Origin of the sequence: Paramagnetospirillum caucaseum, assembly GCF_000342045.1 — a bacterium.
Classification (GTDB): domain Bacteria; phylum Pseudomonadota; class Alphaproteobacteria; order Rhodospirillales; family Magnetospirillaceae; genus Phaeospirillum; species Phaeospirillum caucaseum.
The window spans coordinates 47,916-62,756 of the sequence record NZ_AONQ01000025.1 but is presented as its reverse complement, the minus strand read 5'-3'; the positions used below and the strand labels follow the sequence as shown (position 1 = coordinate 62,756).

12 protein-coding genes are annotated in these 14,841 nt (G+C 62.8%); 2 read left to right on the top strand and 10 right to left on the bottom strand.

Annotated features, from left to right (window positions below; all coding sequences use genetic code 11):
- The 3 genes from H261_RS10995 to H261_RS10990 all read right to left on the bottom strand — a co-directional run.
- Positions 1–3,527 (bottom strand): S8 family serine peptidase (locus tag H261_RS10995; protein WP_008617421.1); only part of this gene is annotated, 3,527 nt, incomplete at its 3' end.
- A gap of 265 nt (positions 3,528–3,792) precedes the next feature.
- Positions 3,793–4,254: a hypothetical protein gene (locus H261_RS24825; RefSeq protein WP_152426826.1), complete on the bottom strand. Its 462-nt coding sequence runs from the start codon at positions 4,252–4,254 to the stop codon at positions 3,793–3,795.
- Between the two features lie 77 nt (positions 4,255–4,331).
- The gene (locus tag H261_RS10990; RefSeq protein WP_008617414.1) at positions 4,332–4,856 is read right to left on the bottom strand and encodes a toxin-activating lysine-acyltransferase; all 525 of its coding nucleotides are present in this window, start codon (positions 4,854–4,856) and stop codon (positions 4,332–4,334) included.
- Positions 4,857–5,287: 431 nt separating this feature from the next.
- Here H261_RS10990 and H261_RS10985 point away from each other — a divergent pair, with 431 nt between their 5' ends.
- The gene (locus H261_RS10985; protein ID WP_322096293.1) at positions 5,288–7,501 is read left to right on the top strand and encodes a type I secretion system permease/ATPase; all 2,214 of its coding nucleotides are present in this window, start codon (positions 5,288–5,290) and stop codon (positions 7,499–7,501) included.
- 137 nt (positions 7,502–7,638) lie between these two features.
- Complete coding sequence (locus H261_RS10980) at positions 7,639–9,129, top strand: HlyD family type I secretion periplasmic adaptor subunit (RefSeq protein ID WP_008617412.1); 1,491 nt, start codon at positions 7,639–7,641, stop codon at positions 9,127–9,129.
- Positions 9,130–9,325: 196 nt separating this feature from the next.
- Here H261_RS10980 and H261_RS10975 read toward each other — a convergent pair whose 3' ends face one another.
- The 7 genes from H261_RS10975 to H261_RS10950 all read right to left on the bottom strand — a co-directional run bounded on the left by H261_RS10975 (position 9,326) and on the right by H261_RS10950 (position 14,711).
- Entirely contained in the window at positions 9,326–9,925 is a 600-nt protein-coding gene (locus H261_RS10975; RefSeq protein ID WP_008617411.1) for a hypothetical protein, read from the bottom strand.
- 2 nt (positions 9,926–9,927) lie between these two features.
- Complete coding sequence (locus H261_RS10970) at positions 9,928–10,365, bottom strand: hypothetical protein (RefSeq protein WP_008617410.1); 438 nt, start codon at positions 10,363–10,365, stop codon at positions 9,928–9,930.
- Between the two features lie 64 nt (positions 10,366–10,429).
- Positions 10,430–10,759, bottom strand: a complete 330-nt coding sequence (locus tag H261_RS10965; RefSeq protein ID WP_008617409.1) for a phage holin family protein — start codon at positions 10,757–10,759, stop codon at positions 10,430–10,432.
- 121 nt (positions 10,760–10,880) lie between these two features.
- The gene (locus tag H261_RS10960; protein WP_008617408.1) at positions 10,881–13,241 is read right to left on the bottom strand and encodes a host specificity factor TipJ family phage tail protein; all 2,361 of its coding nucleotides are present in this window, start codon (positions 13,239–13,241) and stop codon (positions 10,881–10,883) included.
- Complete coding sequence (locus H261_RS10955; protein WP_008617407.1) at positions 13,238–13,642, bottom strand: NlpC/P60 family protein; 405 nt, start codon at positions 13,640–13,642, stop codon at positions 13,238–13,240. The genes H261_RS10960 and H261_RS10955 overlap by 4 nt, the downstream gene beginning before the upstream one ends.
- Positions 13,643–14,043: 401 nt before the next feature.
- Positions 14,044–14,319 carry a GntR family transcriptional regulator gene (locus tag H261_RS23840; RefSeq protein WP_081608903.1) on the bottom strand — a complete coding sequence of 92 codons (276 nt, stop codon included), beginning with the start codon at positions 14,317–14,319 and terminating at the stop codon, positions 14,044–14,046.
- A complete protein-coding gene (locus tag H261_RS10950) occupies positions 14,310–14,711 on the bottom strand; it encodes a GNAT family N-acetyltransferase (protein WP_040476266.1) in 402 nt (133 codons plus the stop codon). The genes H261_RS23840 and H261_RS10950 overlap by 10 nt, the downstream gene beginning before the upstream one ends.
- Positions 14,712–14,841: the final 130 nt, after the last annotated feature.

Below are 14,841 nucleotides of genomic sequence, written 5' to 3'. Positions count from 1 at the left end.
GCAGTGTAGTAGTAGGTGTTGTCGGTTCCCGCATGATCGCCATACAGCCGCAGGCTCCAGTTGTTCAGAGTCCCCGTGTAGCCTGACGCCAAATCTTCGACACGAAGTGTCCAGGTGCCGGAGCCCTGTTCGCCCCAATCGTGGGTCGTGGAGAAAGTGAACTTGAGTCCCTGTCCATAGGGGCCTTGCTGGATTCCGCGGGAATTGGAGTTGTTCGGGTCTTTACCCGGTCGGTCCGCCAGCACGCTCTCGGTTCCGTCCGGGGCGATCAGGGTGATCCGCAAATCACCGATCCAGGAATGATCGATATCGACAGTGACCTCGACCTCGTCGATGCTGAGATCAGAGGAAACGGTGACCGATTGCTCCACCCTTCCGCCATCGGGGATCGTGGCCGATTGCGACTTCGAGGCCGATACGCAAACCTCGTTGGCCATGGTGCTTTGGCGAGTCCAGGTCTCGGCCAGACGTACCGCAGCCCGCGCATCCACCAAGCCGAAACCGGAATTATGGCTGACATGCATGCCGCCGCCATTCCAATTCCCCGCACCGTTCCACGCCCAAGAACCATCCATCGGGGCATTCTGTCGAGAAGACAGAGCCAGGATTTCCTGGACATCACGATAACCGAGATTGGGATTGGCCTGGAGTATCAGCGCGACCACGCCTGAGACCAAGGGTGCCGATGCCGATGTGCCTGTGCCGTACACTGTCGCTGCAGAGTCGTGGCCTGCCCCGTAGGCATTCGCGATGCCGGACGGGTTATCCCCGATAACATTCTCACCCTGTGCAGAGACCAGGATCGATGCTCCGGGATTGGAGAACCACATCACCTTTTCATCCATCCCCGCAGCAGCGACAGTTATGCCAAAGCGGGAATTTTTCTCTGCGGAATAGTTTGTGTTTGCACCGCTATCGCGATTATTGCTTGCGCTCCAAACCCAGACCGTACCAAGTCCTCCACGGCCATTGAGAACGGAATTGCGGTAGGCCTCGATCTCACGAGCGGACCAAGTGTCCTGCGCGGGGTTATCGACAAAAAAACCGCCGGATCCGAACGAACAATTCACGACATCGAAAGCGGACTGCCGCGAAACTGCGCTGATAAAGTTCTGCCAGGTTTCTGTGGCCGGGAAATTGGGTCCCAGTGCCAGCCTCGTCCCGGCCAAGGTCGCGTCATAGGCGACACCGACGATACCGGTGGTGTTGCGGGCCGCCCCGATCACACTGGCGACATAGGTCCCGTGCCACTCCTGGGCATAATCAGGCTTGGCGTCGTAATCATTGAAGATCGAATCCCAATCCAGGCTTGTATTGTAGTTGGGATAGAGATCTGGATTCGTATAATCCACACCGACGTCGAAGATGCTGACCTTGACCCCCCGGCCTGTGTAGTCCTCCCAGACCGTGGAAACGCCCATTTTGTTGAGATAGGTATCTTGGTACCCGCGGAAATAGGTATCCGTTGGGCTTGGGCCCTGAACATTGACATAGGCGGTCGAAGTCGACTCAGCCCCATGCGAATCGCGAATGGTGAATTGGAATTGGGCGCGGCCGGTAAAACCCGCTTCGGATTGGTACCAGATGTCGCCATTGGCATCGGTCACCACTTGGCCATGGGATGCATTGCCCACGGCTGAGACGCTCATGCCATCGCCTTCAATATCCCCAGCTGAGGCCAGCAACTCGGCAGGTTTGATTTTTAGCCAAGTATTCGTAAACCCCTTGGCCCAGGCGAAACGGTCGGCGATGGGCGCGTTATTGCGGCCATCCACATAGATGGTGCGGTCGGCGAACACCAGACGCTCGACACTGGTCAGGGTATCGACACCCTCGTCACCCCACAGCTCCGGCTTCTGGTCGGAGACAGCGATGGAGCCGTTGGCGTTGCGGCTAACCTTGTAATCGGCGAACAGCCCGAGATAGACCGCCTGATCGTCGCCGCCCCCGCCGGTGATGAGGTCGTTGCCCAAGCCACCCACCAGGGTGTCGGCCCCGCCACCTCCCGAAAGCGTATCCGCTCCGGCCCCGCCGGCCAGCATCACCGCATCGGCGGAGGCATTGGACAACACATCGTTGCCCCCATTGCCGATCACCGCCTCCAACCCGGCACCGGAGAGTTCCAGCGTCACCGCCCGCTCATCGGCGACAAAGGCGGTGTCGTGGCCAGCGTCGCCTTGCACTACGGTATCTTCGGCATCGAAGAACAGGACGTCGTCGCCAGCCCCGCCGTCGAGCGTATCCGCCCCGGCCCCACCGGACAGCACGTCGCCGCCAACTCCACCAGTCAGGGTATCGTTGCCGGCGCCGCCCTCAAGGTTCACCCCGGTCGTACCGGTGGTGAACAGATGATCCGCACCGGCATTGCCGGTGACGGCCTCCAGGTTAGCGGCGCCCAGATCCAGCACCATGCCGCGCGCGTCAGCCACGAAGGCCACGTCGTAACCGTCACCGCCATCGATGACGGTGTCCTCGACATCGATGAACAACACGTCGTGCCCAGCGCCGCCGCGCAGGACGTCTGCCCCGGTACCGCCTACCAGCCAGTCCATTCCGGCGACGCCGGTCAGGGTATCATTCCCGGACCCGCCACCCAGCAATACATCCATGGCGGTTCCTGCACCGAGGGTGTCATTGCCGGAGGCGCCAATGGCTCCGTTCAGAGCATTGGCACCGAGATCGAGGGCATGGTCCTGCCCATCCGCCAACTGCCAGACCTTGCTGCCATCCTCGGCGTTGATCTCGAGATTACCCGATCCGTCGGTGCTCTGGCGCCAGCCATAGGTGGAATAGAGGAAGCCGACATCGCCCACCTGACCCGTGCTGCCATCGGCTCTGGTGAACTGGGCGATGCTGGAGACGATGTTGTCGTACGGACGCGTGGTCCCGGCATCGGCCGCTACCGGGATACCCGTGAGATTGATCTCGGTAATGCCAAGCTCGGCCAGGGTCTTCATCTCGCCCGGATCGGAGACGCCGTCCTGGTTGAGGTCCTGCCAGACCTTGAACTCCGACCAGCGGGTATCATTGGCGTCAAGCTTGCCATCGTGATTGCTGTCGAAGGCAATCCGCGCCGCCTCCAGATCGGAGGTCGACCCCGGCGCCCAGTTGGTAAGAATGAACTCGTCAGCACTGGTAACCTTGCCATCCATCCCCAGATCGATGACCAGGATGACATCATCCGGCTTGACCCAGCCGGTATTTTCCTTGAAGCCATCCTTGTCAATGTCGAAGAAGACATTCGACTGGTCCAGCGAGGTCAGGCTGATGCCGTCGCCGTTGAGATCGAGGACAAGAGGAGGGCCGGCGCTGACAAGATCGAAGTCACCGCTACCTTCGAATCTCGGGGCATGGAAGAACTGCCACGTCGCATTCGCGGTACCATCATAAAGAGATTCCCCCGCGCTCTGCCCTGCATAGAATGAAAAATATCCAACTCGTTGAGCTAAAATAGGATTTTCGGTGGCCGCCAGGGTTATGGCAGCTGCAGCAACTGCCGTCGCACCGCCTGCAAAATCAGCTGCCACCGACCGCAAAAATCCATTAAAATCACTAGAACTTAAATAATTCAGCCCCACCGAGGCCCCGTCACCAGCCCACCCAAGGCCCGCGCCAAGCAAACTAGCTGAAGTCTGAAGCGCAGAATAAAATGTGTTTAAGTTAGAGAATATTCCGCGCGTCGATTCGGCGACCTGATCATTTTGATATGACGAAGCTGATTGCAGATTGGCTGGGGACAAAACTGTCAAATATGGGTCATGCCCTGCGTATCCGCCCCCGACTTGAGAATAATTATACATCACCTTTCCTCCTGCGAGTGGTGAGAATTCTTAATGTGTCGAGTATTGCCTCAGATAAAAACATCATTATTGCGACGGAGACATAAAGCGAATTCATCCTCACGGAAATATTCGGCAGCAATGCAAACGCGCATATTGAGATAAAAATCATAAATAGCGCGTTGTTCATTGGATTGCCGCCATCAGACAGTCCTGATTTTCCAAATGCCATAATTATTGCGATGGCATATATTAAGCTTATGGCAAGTACAAATAGCAGCACAACGACCGCACACCCCGTTGCTATTCCATTGTCGTTGGCAACTCTTTGTATAGACCGCGATATGTACGCAATATCTATACTCAATGATTCACAGCCAAGGCAGCGCCCCCCTGCAAACATACCTACAGCCATGTATACGCATATCGATTGCAGCGCATACACTGCCAGGAATACGCCATTGAACCTGCCCATGCTTTATTTCCAATTTATATATTTTGCCTCACAAATTACTTCAGATTCTTTCATTCGTGACAAAGTTTAATTCATCTCTACCACTCCATCACAGCCAGCCCCTTGCCGTCCGGCGCAGGCTGCAAAGCCTTGACCTTACGGTCAGCAAAGGTGCGAGCCTTGACCTCCTTAAGCGCCACCTCGGCGCCGCCAAATGGGGCGACGACATCGATGATCCAGGCCTCGTCACCGCTCTTCCAATCGGCCGGGCGCAAGCGCAATTGCGGCTGGGTCATCCGCGCAGCCGCCTCAGACCCAAGAAAGGCCCAGGAGACGAAGGCAAAGGGCCGCCCTTCGCGCCGGACCAGACTGCACTGCCCCAGCATCAGTGGTGGCATTACCAGCCATTCCAGGTCCGTGAGGAACAGGTACTTATGCGGCGGCGATGCCGCCATCAATGCCACCACATCGGCGAATACCTGCGCTTGGATGGGAGAGGGACCGGCCAGAGGCCGGGGCGGCTCCGTGGCAGCGATGGAGGCGGCTTCGGGAGCGTCTTGACCCGCTGCGACGGCGCTCTCGCTGCTGGTTTCCACCTTGGCTTGGGCATTCTTCCGAGACATGGGCTAGCTCCTTCAAAAAGTTACGGTCATTTTGTCGGACCGGCCGCGACCGATTCAAAGGCTGTCGGCTCGCGATCAAGGGATACTTGCACATAACGCTCCCCATCGGCTCCGAACGAATCTTCGCGGTAACCTGTGTGCGCTCGCCGGACTCTCGGCAACTCCAACCCTTTCGGCGGCAGCCCGAGCCACCGACGTCGAATTCTTCCCGGCCATGAACTGCCCCCGCCTCCCCACTCAGGAAAACACCTGACGATAGAAATCAGGCCGAAACCTGTCAAGCCTAGCTATTCGGCATATAGTTGTAGAATGATTGTAAAATATACGCTTGAGAGTGGCCTGCTAATGCTCTTGCCGAATACGTGTTCCGCGCCTAAGGTGTGGATCACAGTCTATGAAATTGCCGATAGCTGTCGGAATTATGGGGTTTCGTGGCGGATAGAGCTGACATACCGGACGAAACCGAGCCGCCTCCCCCACCTGACACCGGCCTCGTCTGTCTCGCCCTTTTGGCAAAGCTGTTCGAGAAGGCGGCCGACTACGATTCCCTCCGTCATCGGCATGGCGATCCCGGTTTGGTTGTGGGCGAGATCGACCTGATCCGCTATGCCCGCGAGGTGGGGTTCAAGGCCAGCGGGGTGGATTCAGGCGTCGAGAAGCTGTCGGCCACGCCCCTGCCCGCCATGGCGCGGCGCCCCGATGGCGGCTGGTTCATCCTGGCCAAGGTCGAGGGCGGCCAGGCCATCATCCATGATCCCTTGGTGGGCCGGGCCGAGCAGGTGAGCGCCGCCGATCTGGCCGAGCGCTGGGACGGGCGCCTCGTGCTGCTGGCGACCCGGGCGCAGCTGGCGGCGCTGGGCACCCGGTTCGAAATGACCTGGTTCATCCCGGCGGTGGTCAAGTATCGCCGGCTGTTCGGCGAAGTCTTGCTGGCCTCGTTCTTCCTGCAGGTCTTCGGCTTGATCAGCCCGCTGTTCTTCCAGGTGGTGACCGACAAGGTTCTGGTGCACCGGGCGCTGACCTCGCTCGACGTGCTGGTCTTCGCCCTGATCGCCGTCAGTCTGTTCGAGGTGGTGCTGGGCTACCTGCGCACCTATGTCTTTTCCCACACCACCAACCGCATCGATGTCGAGCTGGGATCACGGCTGTTCAAGCATCTGATGAGCCTGCCCATCGCCTATCATGGTGCGCGCCGGGTGGGCGACACGGTGGCAAGGGTGCGCGAGCTGGAGAACATCCGCAGCTTCCTTACCGGCTCGGCGCTCACCCTGGTGATCGATCTGGTCTTCACCGTGGTGTTCTTTGCCGTCATGTTCTGGTACGCGCCGATCCTGGCCTGGATCGTGGTGGGCAGCCTGCCCTTCTATGTGGTCCTCTCGCTGATGGCCTCGCCGGTGCTGAAGACCCTCACCGAGGAGAAGTTCAAGCGGGGCGCCGAGAACCAGGCCCTGCTGGTGGAGGCCTGCAACGGGGTCGAAACCGTCAAGGCCCTGGCGGTCGAGCCCCAGATGCAGCGCAAATGGGACGAACAGCTGGCGGCCTATGTCCAGACCTCGTTCAAGGCGGCCAATTTCGGCTCGGCGGCCAGCCAGGGCGTCCAGACCATCCAGAAGATCACCACCGCTCTCACCTTGTGGTTCGGGGCCAAGCTGGTGATGGATGGCAGCCTCACCATCGGGCAGCTGGTGGCCTTCAACATGCTGGCGGGCCGGGTCAGCCAGCCGATCCTGCGCCTGGCCCAGCTGTTCCAGGACTTCCAGCAGGTCCGCATCAGCGTCGAGAGGCTGGGCGACATCCTCAACGCGGTGCCGGAAGGCAAGGCCACCAGCGGCAAGGCCGCGCTGCCCCCCATCCAGGGCGAGGTCGCCTTCCACGAGGTGGTGTTCCGCTATCGCCCCGACCGCCCGCCGGTCTTGAAGGGGATATCGCTGACCGTGGCGCCGGGTCAGGTGGTGGGCATCGTCGGGCCGTCCGGGTCGGGCAAGAGCACGCTGACCCGGCTGATCCAGCGGCTGTATCTGCCCGAAACCGGGCGGGTGCAGATCGACGGATTTGATCTGGCCGCCGTGGACCCGGCCTGGCTGCGCCGTCAGATCGGCGTCGTGCTGCAGGAGAACTGGCTGTTCAACCGGTCCATCAAGGACAATATCGCGCTGGCCGATCCCTCGATCCCGCTCGACCGGGTGATCGCCGCCGCCAGGACCGCCGGGGCGCATGAGTTCATCTCTGAGCTGGCCGAGGGCTATGACACGGTTTTGGGCGAGCGCGGATCAAGCCTGTCGGGCGGCCAGCGCCAGCGGGTCGCCATTGCGCGGGCCCTGGTCACCAATCCCCGTATCCTGATCTTCGACGAGGCGACCAGCGCTCTGGACTACGAATCGGAAAAGGCCATCCAGGACAATATGCGGTCCATCTGCTCTGGGAGGACCGTCTTCATCATCGCCCACCGGCTGTCCACCGTCAGGGATGCCGACCGCATCGTGGTGGTGGATAAGGGCGAAGTGGTCGAGGACGGCAGCCATGCCGAACTGCTGGAGATCGAAGGCGGCCGCTATGCCCGGCTGTGGCAGGCCCAGACCGGCACCTCGCCCTCGGTGGTGCTGCGCCCGGTGCCGCTGCGCATGGCCGAGGCGGCGGGGGAATAGAGTCATGGGACACCGATGAACACAGATAGACACAGATTAGAAAGATGAACGATTCTCCGCCATGCACTGCCGTGGACGCGCGCCTGCGACGTTATTGCGCGGGCGCAGCCCGCATCTGCGTTGATCTGTGTTCATCTGTGTCTGAAAAACTAGCGCTGGCCGACCACATAACCACGCTACGCCATCGCTACAGCGCCCTCGACAAGGCCGTCACCAAGGCCGAGTCCCTCAGGGACGGTGTCTCCCACCATCTCGACATCTGGCGCGAGGCCCTGGCCGCCGACAAACTCCGCCCCAAGCTCGGCCCCATGGGCGAGGCCGAGCTGGCCTTCCTGCCCGCCGCCCTGGAGATCAGCGAGCGCCCGGCCTCGGCCACGGCGCGCCTCATCGCCGTCGTCATCTGCGGCTTCTTCGCGGGCTCCATCGCCTGGGCCAGCCTGGGCGAGCTGGACATCATGGCCGTGGCCCAAGGCAAGATCATCCCCAGCGAACAGGTCAAGACCATCCAACCCTTGGAGACCTCGGTGGTCCGCGCCATCCATGTGGCCGAGGGCCAGACGGTCAAGAAGGGCGATCTGCTGATCGAGCTGGAGGTCACCGGCGGCAAGGCCGATCTGGAGCGGCTCAGCGCCGACCGCGACACGGCGCGCACCGACATGGCCCGCCTCGAAGCCCTGCTGGAGCCCGATCCCGAGCGGGCTTTCGCGCCCGCCCTCGACCTGCCGCCCGCCATGGTGGCGCTGGCGCGCTCCCAGATGGCGGCGCAACTGGCCGAGCATCGCGGCAAGCTGGCCTCGCTGGACTCCGAACTGGCCCGCAAGCGCGCCGAGCTGCGCACCATCGAGGCCGATATGGCGCGGCTGACCAACGTCATCGCCCAGGCCGAGGACCGCGCCAACCGCCGCCGGGTGCTGACCGAGCAGGGTCTCAACTCGCACCTGGATCTGTCGCGGGCTCAGCAAGAGGTGATGGAGGCCACCGGCAATCGCGAAGTGGGCAAGAGCAAGCTGTCCGAGACCCGCGCCGCCATCGATTCCCTGTCGTTCCAGCGCGAGCAGGCCCGGGCCGAGTTCCGCCGCGACGCCTCGACCCGGCTGGCCGAAGCCCGCGCCAAGGCCAATTCCGCCGAGAACGAACTGGCCAAGGCGGCCCAGCGCCAGAATGTGCTCTCGCTCACCGCCCCGGTGGACGGCACCGCCCAGCAATTGGAGGTCCACACCATCGGCGGCGTGGTCCAACCGGCCCAGAAGCTGCTGGTGATCGTGCCCGTCGGCTCCGCCCTGGAGGTGGAAGCGCGCCTGCCCAACAAGGACATCGCCTTCGTCGAGGCGGGCCAGGAGGCGGTGATCAAGGTCGACGCCTTCCCCTTCACCCGCTACGGCACCATCAGTGGCAAGATCACCACCATCAGCCTGGACGCGGTCCAAGATGAACAGAAGAAGGAATACTTCTTCCCCATCCGCGTCGCCCTGGACCGCGCCGCCATCGGGGTCGAGAACGGCAGGCAGATCCCGCTGACGCCGGGAATGACGGTCTCGGCCGAAGTCAGAACCGGCATGCGGCGCCCCATCGAATACGTCCTGGCACCCTTGCAGAAGTACAAGGATGAAAGCGGACGGGAGCGGTGAGGGGACGGCAATGGCCCCTTACCGCCACCTGCGGCGACCTGTCCTCGGAGTAGGCTCAATACAGTTGAGCATCGGGATCATGGGGCGGGACCCCGCTCGCCCCCCAGTTTCCTACCGTTTTGAAGGGCACAAACGCAAAATGCGACCGACCAGGGTTTCCCCCGGTCGGCCGCGTCAATGTGAAATCTGGTCTGTGCTATCTGTCAATGGGCGGTGCCCGCGCCAACATCTCTCGTGTCTGCTCGGAATCCGCCGAGCCGCCGAACTCGAAATCGAAGGCCGTGGCGAACTTGCCCGCCAGCAGCGTCACCACCGAGATGATGCAGCCGCCGACGGCGGTGTTCCCATCGACGTGGCCGAATACCATGAAGCCGATACCGCCGACGATGCCGAGTCCGGCGGTGATCAGCAGGACGTTGGCGCGGGTGTTGCTCCTGCCTGCTTTGATGAACTCGCTGTCACGGGCGCGGGCGTCCTGGCGGTCGGCCAGGGTGGCGGTCAGCGTGGTGATGGCCCCGGTCATCTGCTGCATCCGCTCCTCGTGGGCGAAAGCCTGGGCCTGGGAGCGCAGTTGGAACACCAGATTGGGGTCGGCCAGCACCTCGCGGGCCTGGGTGGGATCGTCGGTACCGGTGATGGCGCGGACGGTATCGGCCAGTTTTCCCACCGCCTTTTCGGCATCGTCGCCGAAGAGACTGGCGATGTCGGGGGCGACGTCCAGCGCTACCTTGGCCAGCCCTGCGATGGGATTGGCGGCGATGGCGGCGGCATCGCCGAGGAGTTCGAGCAGGGTCATGGTCAGGCGCTCCCCAGCCCCATGCCAACCCCGGCCAAAATCACCTCTCTGGCATAGGGCTGCTGGCCGTTTTCATGACGGATGATGGCTTCGATCAATCCCACCATGGTGTCGGCGTTGGTCAGGTCAATGGCCTGATCGCGCGCTACGCCCAGGCGGGATACGACATGGGTGATGTAGGAGCCGGTGTTATTTTCGCAGCCCGGCGCCCAACGGGTGATGATCCCCGTCACGGTATTGAGGCCATAGCGGCGTTGATAGCCGAGCAGGATGCGGGCCAGGGCACGGATACCGGCCTCGGGGCTGATGAATTCCTCGAACACCGGATCGTCGTCGGTGGCCCGCTCGCCCTGCCACTGAGTCTTGTCGCCGGGGGATTCCTTGATGTTGCCGGGATTGTTGAGGCGGATGCCGCGCGGCACGACACTGTCCTTGGTCATGGGGAACCTCCAATGGAAAAGCCGCCCTGAGGCGGCCATGGGGAATGAAAAAGGCGGGATTTGCTCAGTCCTTGGGATCAGAAATGCCGACCTTGCGTTCGGCCCAAATCTGGACGGCTTCGATGCTGCGGGGGCCGAGATAGCTGATGGCGGCGATGAAGCCGGCGGCGGCCATGCCGGAAAGCTGGAGGTATTCGGCGGCGCCTCCGGCCACCACGCCCATGCCGATGGCGATCATCAGTTCCCAGGCCAAAGTGAGCGACCAGAACCGCCGCCTCCCCTGGCGGACCAGATTGGCGTGATAGAGCGAGCGGCCGATCAACGCCCACCAACAGGCCCAGGCCAGTCCGGCCAGGGTGTGCTGCATCTCGGGCGGCAGGTTGCGCCAAACCATGGTGGTGCTCCTTTCATTTGGTTGTCCTCAATCGCCGGACGCTGCCTCCGGCAGCTTGGCTTTCGCCGCACGAGCGGCGCCGGGCCTTGCCCGCAACTCCTCGCCAGGAGGCTCGTCGGGTTCAATTGACGTGGACACGGTCGTCCTCGCAGATTCCGGAAATCTCGACCTGACGCGAGCGGGGCCGGAGCGAGCGGACCAGGACGCGCTGGGCCCAGGTGGTGCCGGGGCCGAGGGCGTAGTAGGTGCGTTCGCGGTCGCCGCCGGTGTCGGGGGTGATGGGCAGCGGGTCGAGGGCACGGATTTGGAAGGGATCACCGCCGGGGGCCGGTTCGATCTCCACCGGATCATCGAGGCGACCGTCACGACGGCGCAGCGCCATGAAGTGGGCCTGGCCGTCGCTCCAGCGCACCGGCTCAGACAGGGTGAGGATTCCGGCGGTCTCGTCCCACTCGACCAGTTCGCCGCCCTGGCCCCAGGCGGGCATGGGGTGAGAGACGGCCACCAGTTCGCCATAGGACAGGATCATGCCGTCCAGCTCGGTCTTCCAGGTGGGCAGGCGGCGGCGGTAGATGTTGCAGGCCACCAGGAAGCAGGCCTCGCGACCGGCATGGTCGCGATTGGTGATGCCGAACATCTGCACCCGGCCCGGCTTTTCCGGTGGGGCGTTGATCATCTCGGATGGCGTCAGCACCCGGATAGCACCGCCCCGTTGGGCGGCGGTGATCTCGGCGATCTTCCAGGTGATTTCGTCGAAGAACTCCACCGTCACCGCATCGGCGGTGTCCTCGCCGGGCATGACGTATTCGATGGCGAAGCTGCCGCGGACGATGTTGCGGCCGTTGAACAGGGCCGCCGGCAGGGTGCGGGGCTCGTCGCGGATATAGCGGACGATACCGCCCTGCTGATAGGGCGCGGCCCGCCCTGTCCGCAGCACCTTGACCAGGGCCTCCCAGGCGGTGGTGGTGGTGTCGAACACCCCGCTGAAGCGGTCGCCACGGGCCTCCCAGACGGAGTGCAGCCGCCACAGCATGTCGAGATCCTGGCGGGTATCGGCCAGTTGCGCCCCGTTGGCGGCGCGCATGATATAGGCCGCCACTGGGGCGATGGCCTGGGTGGGAACCGGCTCGGACCAGCCGGTGTCCGGCGACCAGATGGGGAGCTTGCGGGTGACGATGCCGTTGATCAGGCGGCTTGAGCGCTGGCTCAGATTGTCGGTGGCCCGCATCTTGATCGCCAGCAGGGTGACGTCGCCGTAATCGGGAGAACCCTCCAGATAGGATCGCATCTCGCCCCAGCGGATCTCATGGGCGGTGCGGCCATCCTGATCACGGTCATTGATGCGGCGGAGCCTCACCTCCCAGCGGGCCGAAGCGACGGCATATTTATAGGACAGCCGGATCTGGGTGTTGGTGGCCGCCGTATAGGTCTCGGCGGCCAGCAGGATGAAGTCCCCCAGCGCCGCCCCGAGATCATCGATCCGTCGGCCCCATACCTCCCAATTCACCGTCTTGGGATCGAGGGTGCCGGAATTGTTGGCGTAGTAGAGGCCGTTGGTGAACACCACGTCGATGCCGATGTGATGGGCGGTGGTGGCGGCGGGATTGGCGACGAAGGGACCGACCCAGCCGGTCTCGCCATTGGTCAGCTGGTTGGGGCCTTTCAACTCCTGGCCCGCGACTTCCACCGCGGTGACCACCCAGGCATCCATCAGGGTGACGGCGGCACCGGGCGGGACGACCTGATATTGCACCTCCTCGAACGAGGCCAACGGGGTGTCGTCGATCATCAGAGCATCGAGCCGGTATTGGCCCACCCCGATGCAATGAAGCTGGAACAGGTATTGCTCGCCAGCCACATATTCTTGGTAGGGGGTGGCGGCGAGGTCGAACACCACCTTGTGACGCCCGAAGATCTCGGGGATCGGCTGGCCCAGGCGGGCCTGATTGCCGGACGCGGTCAGGCTGTAGGTGGGAGACGGCGCCACCCCGCCACCGCCGCCCCAGTTGAGCGAGGGCGTGGCGGGGCTGGGGGCCGAGACCAGGGCGCCCACCGCCATCATGCCCACCGAGGCGATGGCCGCCGTCGAAATGGCCCCGACGGTAGCGATGCCGGCGGCGCTGGTGACGCCCAGGGACGAGGCCAGCATCGGCCCGACATAGTACTGGCCCAGCACCATGGCCACGACCATCACCGCCACCATCAGCACGGTGGTCAGCGGGTTCTTGCCGCCGCCGCCCCCACCGCCGCCCAGCGGCTGGGCGATGAAGGCGACGATATTGTCATGGTCGATAACGGTCCCGGCCCAATCCCGGCGCAGCAGCGGGCGGCCATTCCTCAGGCAGATGGTGGGAACCGGGAATTCCTTGATGCCGCGACCATCCAGGAAGGTGCGGATAGTCAGATGTTCGGAGACCTCCACCACCTGCATGGAGCGCAGCGGATTGAAGGCATCCGCCACCAGGGTGACGCGCGCCCTCATGATGTCGCTCCCCGATGGCGGTAAACCCCGTCGATCCGCCAGCCATTGGCTGCCAGATCGCGCCGGGATTGGCACACCACCCCCGATCCGGCGGCGCAGTGCAGCACCCTGCCGCCGTCCACCTCCAGCCACACCCCCACATGGATGGGGTAGCGGGCGGTGCGCATCATCACCCCGTCACCGTCTCGATACGCGGTCACCGGCTGCCAGTGCCCGCGCTCCTGGTGATCGCGAAACAGCCGCGCCAGCACCAGCAGATCGTCGGCATAGGGCACCATTGGGGTCTCGACCTCAAAATGGGCCTGCTGGACATGGCGGAAGAAGCTCCAGCAGTTCCAAGCTTCCGGCCCCTGGCCGTGCTTCGACCACGGCTGGCCGATATAGGGCGTGGCCCAGTGCATGGTGGAATGCTCCGCTTCGCGGTTGGGCTCCCGCCCAAACCGGGCACGGCTTTGAACCGGTGCCGAAGGCAGCCAAGTCTCCGGTGGAGACTTGGCTGGTGAAAAGACGAGAGACTGTGCCTCGAAGTTCGATGCTCCAGGCCTCATTTGATTTTCAGAAGGAATGGGGGGGGGCTCGTGCCTACAAGGCGGCGACGACGCCGAAGGCGGTCACGCAAAAATAACCGCAGCCCACAAGCGGGCATGGACGACAGACCGCGAATCTTCGGTTGGGGCGTCGGGGGGCTGAAAGCGGGGAAGAAATATGAAAAAGCCAACTCGGCGCGATGGATAGAAGGCGCGAGAAAACCGCAGACTATCTTGACGCACCAGATGGTCGGCCACCTGGGTGCGATGGGCGGCTATGCGCTGAAAACAGGCCTCGACTCTATCGTGCCGCCACAGTGAGGACACTGGATGATCGGCGCGGGAAGCGGCTTGGAGACGATGTAGCCGCGGCCATTGCGGATTTCCGCCACTCCGCGAACCGATAATGCCACGAGTGCTTCGCGAACCGGAGTGCGGGAAACCCCATATCGTTGAGCGATGGGGATTTCGCGCAGGCGTTCGCCCGGAGGGAAGATGCCCGCCGCGATATCACGGATCAGCCGGGAAATGACTTCGTCCGTCAGGCGCATTTCACTGGAACCTCGCTGAGTTCCCAGTATCCGGGGCTATCCCAGTTCCCTTCGGGCCGAACGATGACGTAATGGCCACTGTCGTGAGTGATCGCGTCGGATTTCGCCTCCGTCTCTCCGAACATGGGAACCACCATCTTACCGGAGCATTCGAACGGGGCTTCACCCGGCATGGGAAGCAGGAATCCACCAGATAGCTTATTCCAGAACGGAACCAGATCCTCCAGTGCGTGACCATAGAATCGCGTAAACCCTTTGCGGCGGCAAAAATCCAGCGCGAACTCACCCAAGGCCCAGGCGACACCACGCGCGCCATACCGGCTTTTCCGGTAATGGGGAAGAATGGCCAGTCGCTCGATCTTCACAAAATCAGCGAAGTATCGAATCCGCATGGTTCGGTCACGTCCCGCCGAGTGGTGTAGCAGCGTTTGCCTGGGGATGATGGCGTAGGGCGCGTAGCGCCCGGAGACGTCGTCCCCAGGCGGCCCCAATCTCGGGGTGGTCATCGTCGATCTTCGGTAG

Bases quoted from the DNA above. Each gene is read 5' to 3' on its own strand.
- H261_RS24825 (WP_152426826.1), bottom strand. From the start codon at position 4,254: ATGGGCAGGTTCAATGGCGTATTCCTGGCAGTGTATGCGCTGCAATCG.
- H261_RS10965 (WP_008617409.1), bottom strand. From the start codon at position 10,759: ATGGTTTGGCGCAACCTGCCGCCCGAGATGCAGCACACCCTGGCCGGA.
- H261_RS10970 (WP_008617410.1), bottom strand. From the start codon at position 10,365: ATGACCAAGGACAGTGTCGTGCCGCGCGGCATCCGCCTCAACAATCCC.
- H261_RS10990 (WP_008617414.1), bottom strand. From the start codon at position 4,856: ATGTCTCGGAAGAATGCCCAAGCCAAGGTGGAAACCAGCAGCGAGAGC.
- H261_RS10960 (WP_008617408.1), bottom strand. From the start codon at position 13,241: ATGAGGGCGCGCGTCACCCTGGTGGCGGATGCCTTCAATCCGCTGCGC.
- H261_RS10975 (WP_008617411.1), bottom strand. From the start codon at position 9,925: ATGACCCTGCTCGAACTCCTCGGCGATGCCGCCGCCATCGCCGCCAAT.
- H261_RS23840 (WP_081608903.1), bottom strand. From the start codon at position 14,319: ATGCGCCTGACGGACGAAGTCATTTCCCGGCTGATCCGTGATATCGCG.
- H261_RS10955 (WP_008617407.1), bottom strand. From the start codon at position 13,642: ATGCACTGGGCCACGCCCTATATCGGCCAGCCGTGGTCGAAGCACGGC.
- H261_RS10950 (WP_040476266.1), bottom strand. From the start codon at position 14,711: ATGCGGATTCGATACTTCGCTGATTTTGTGAAGATCGAGCGACTGGCC.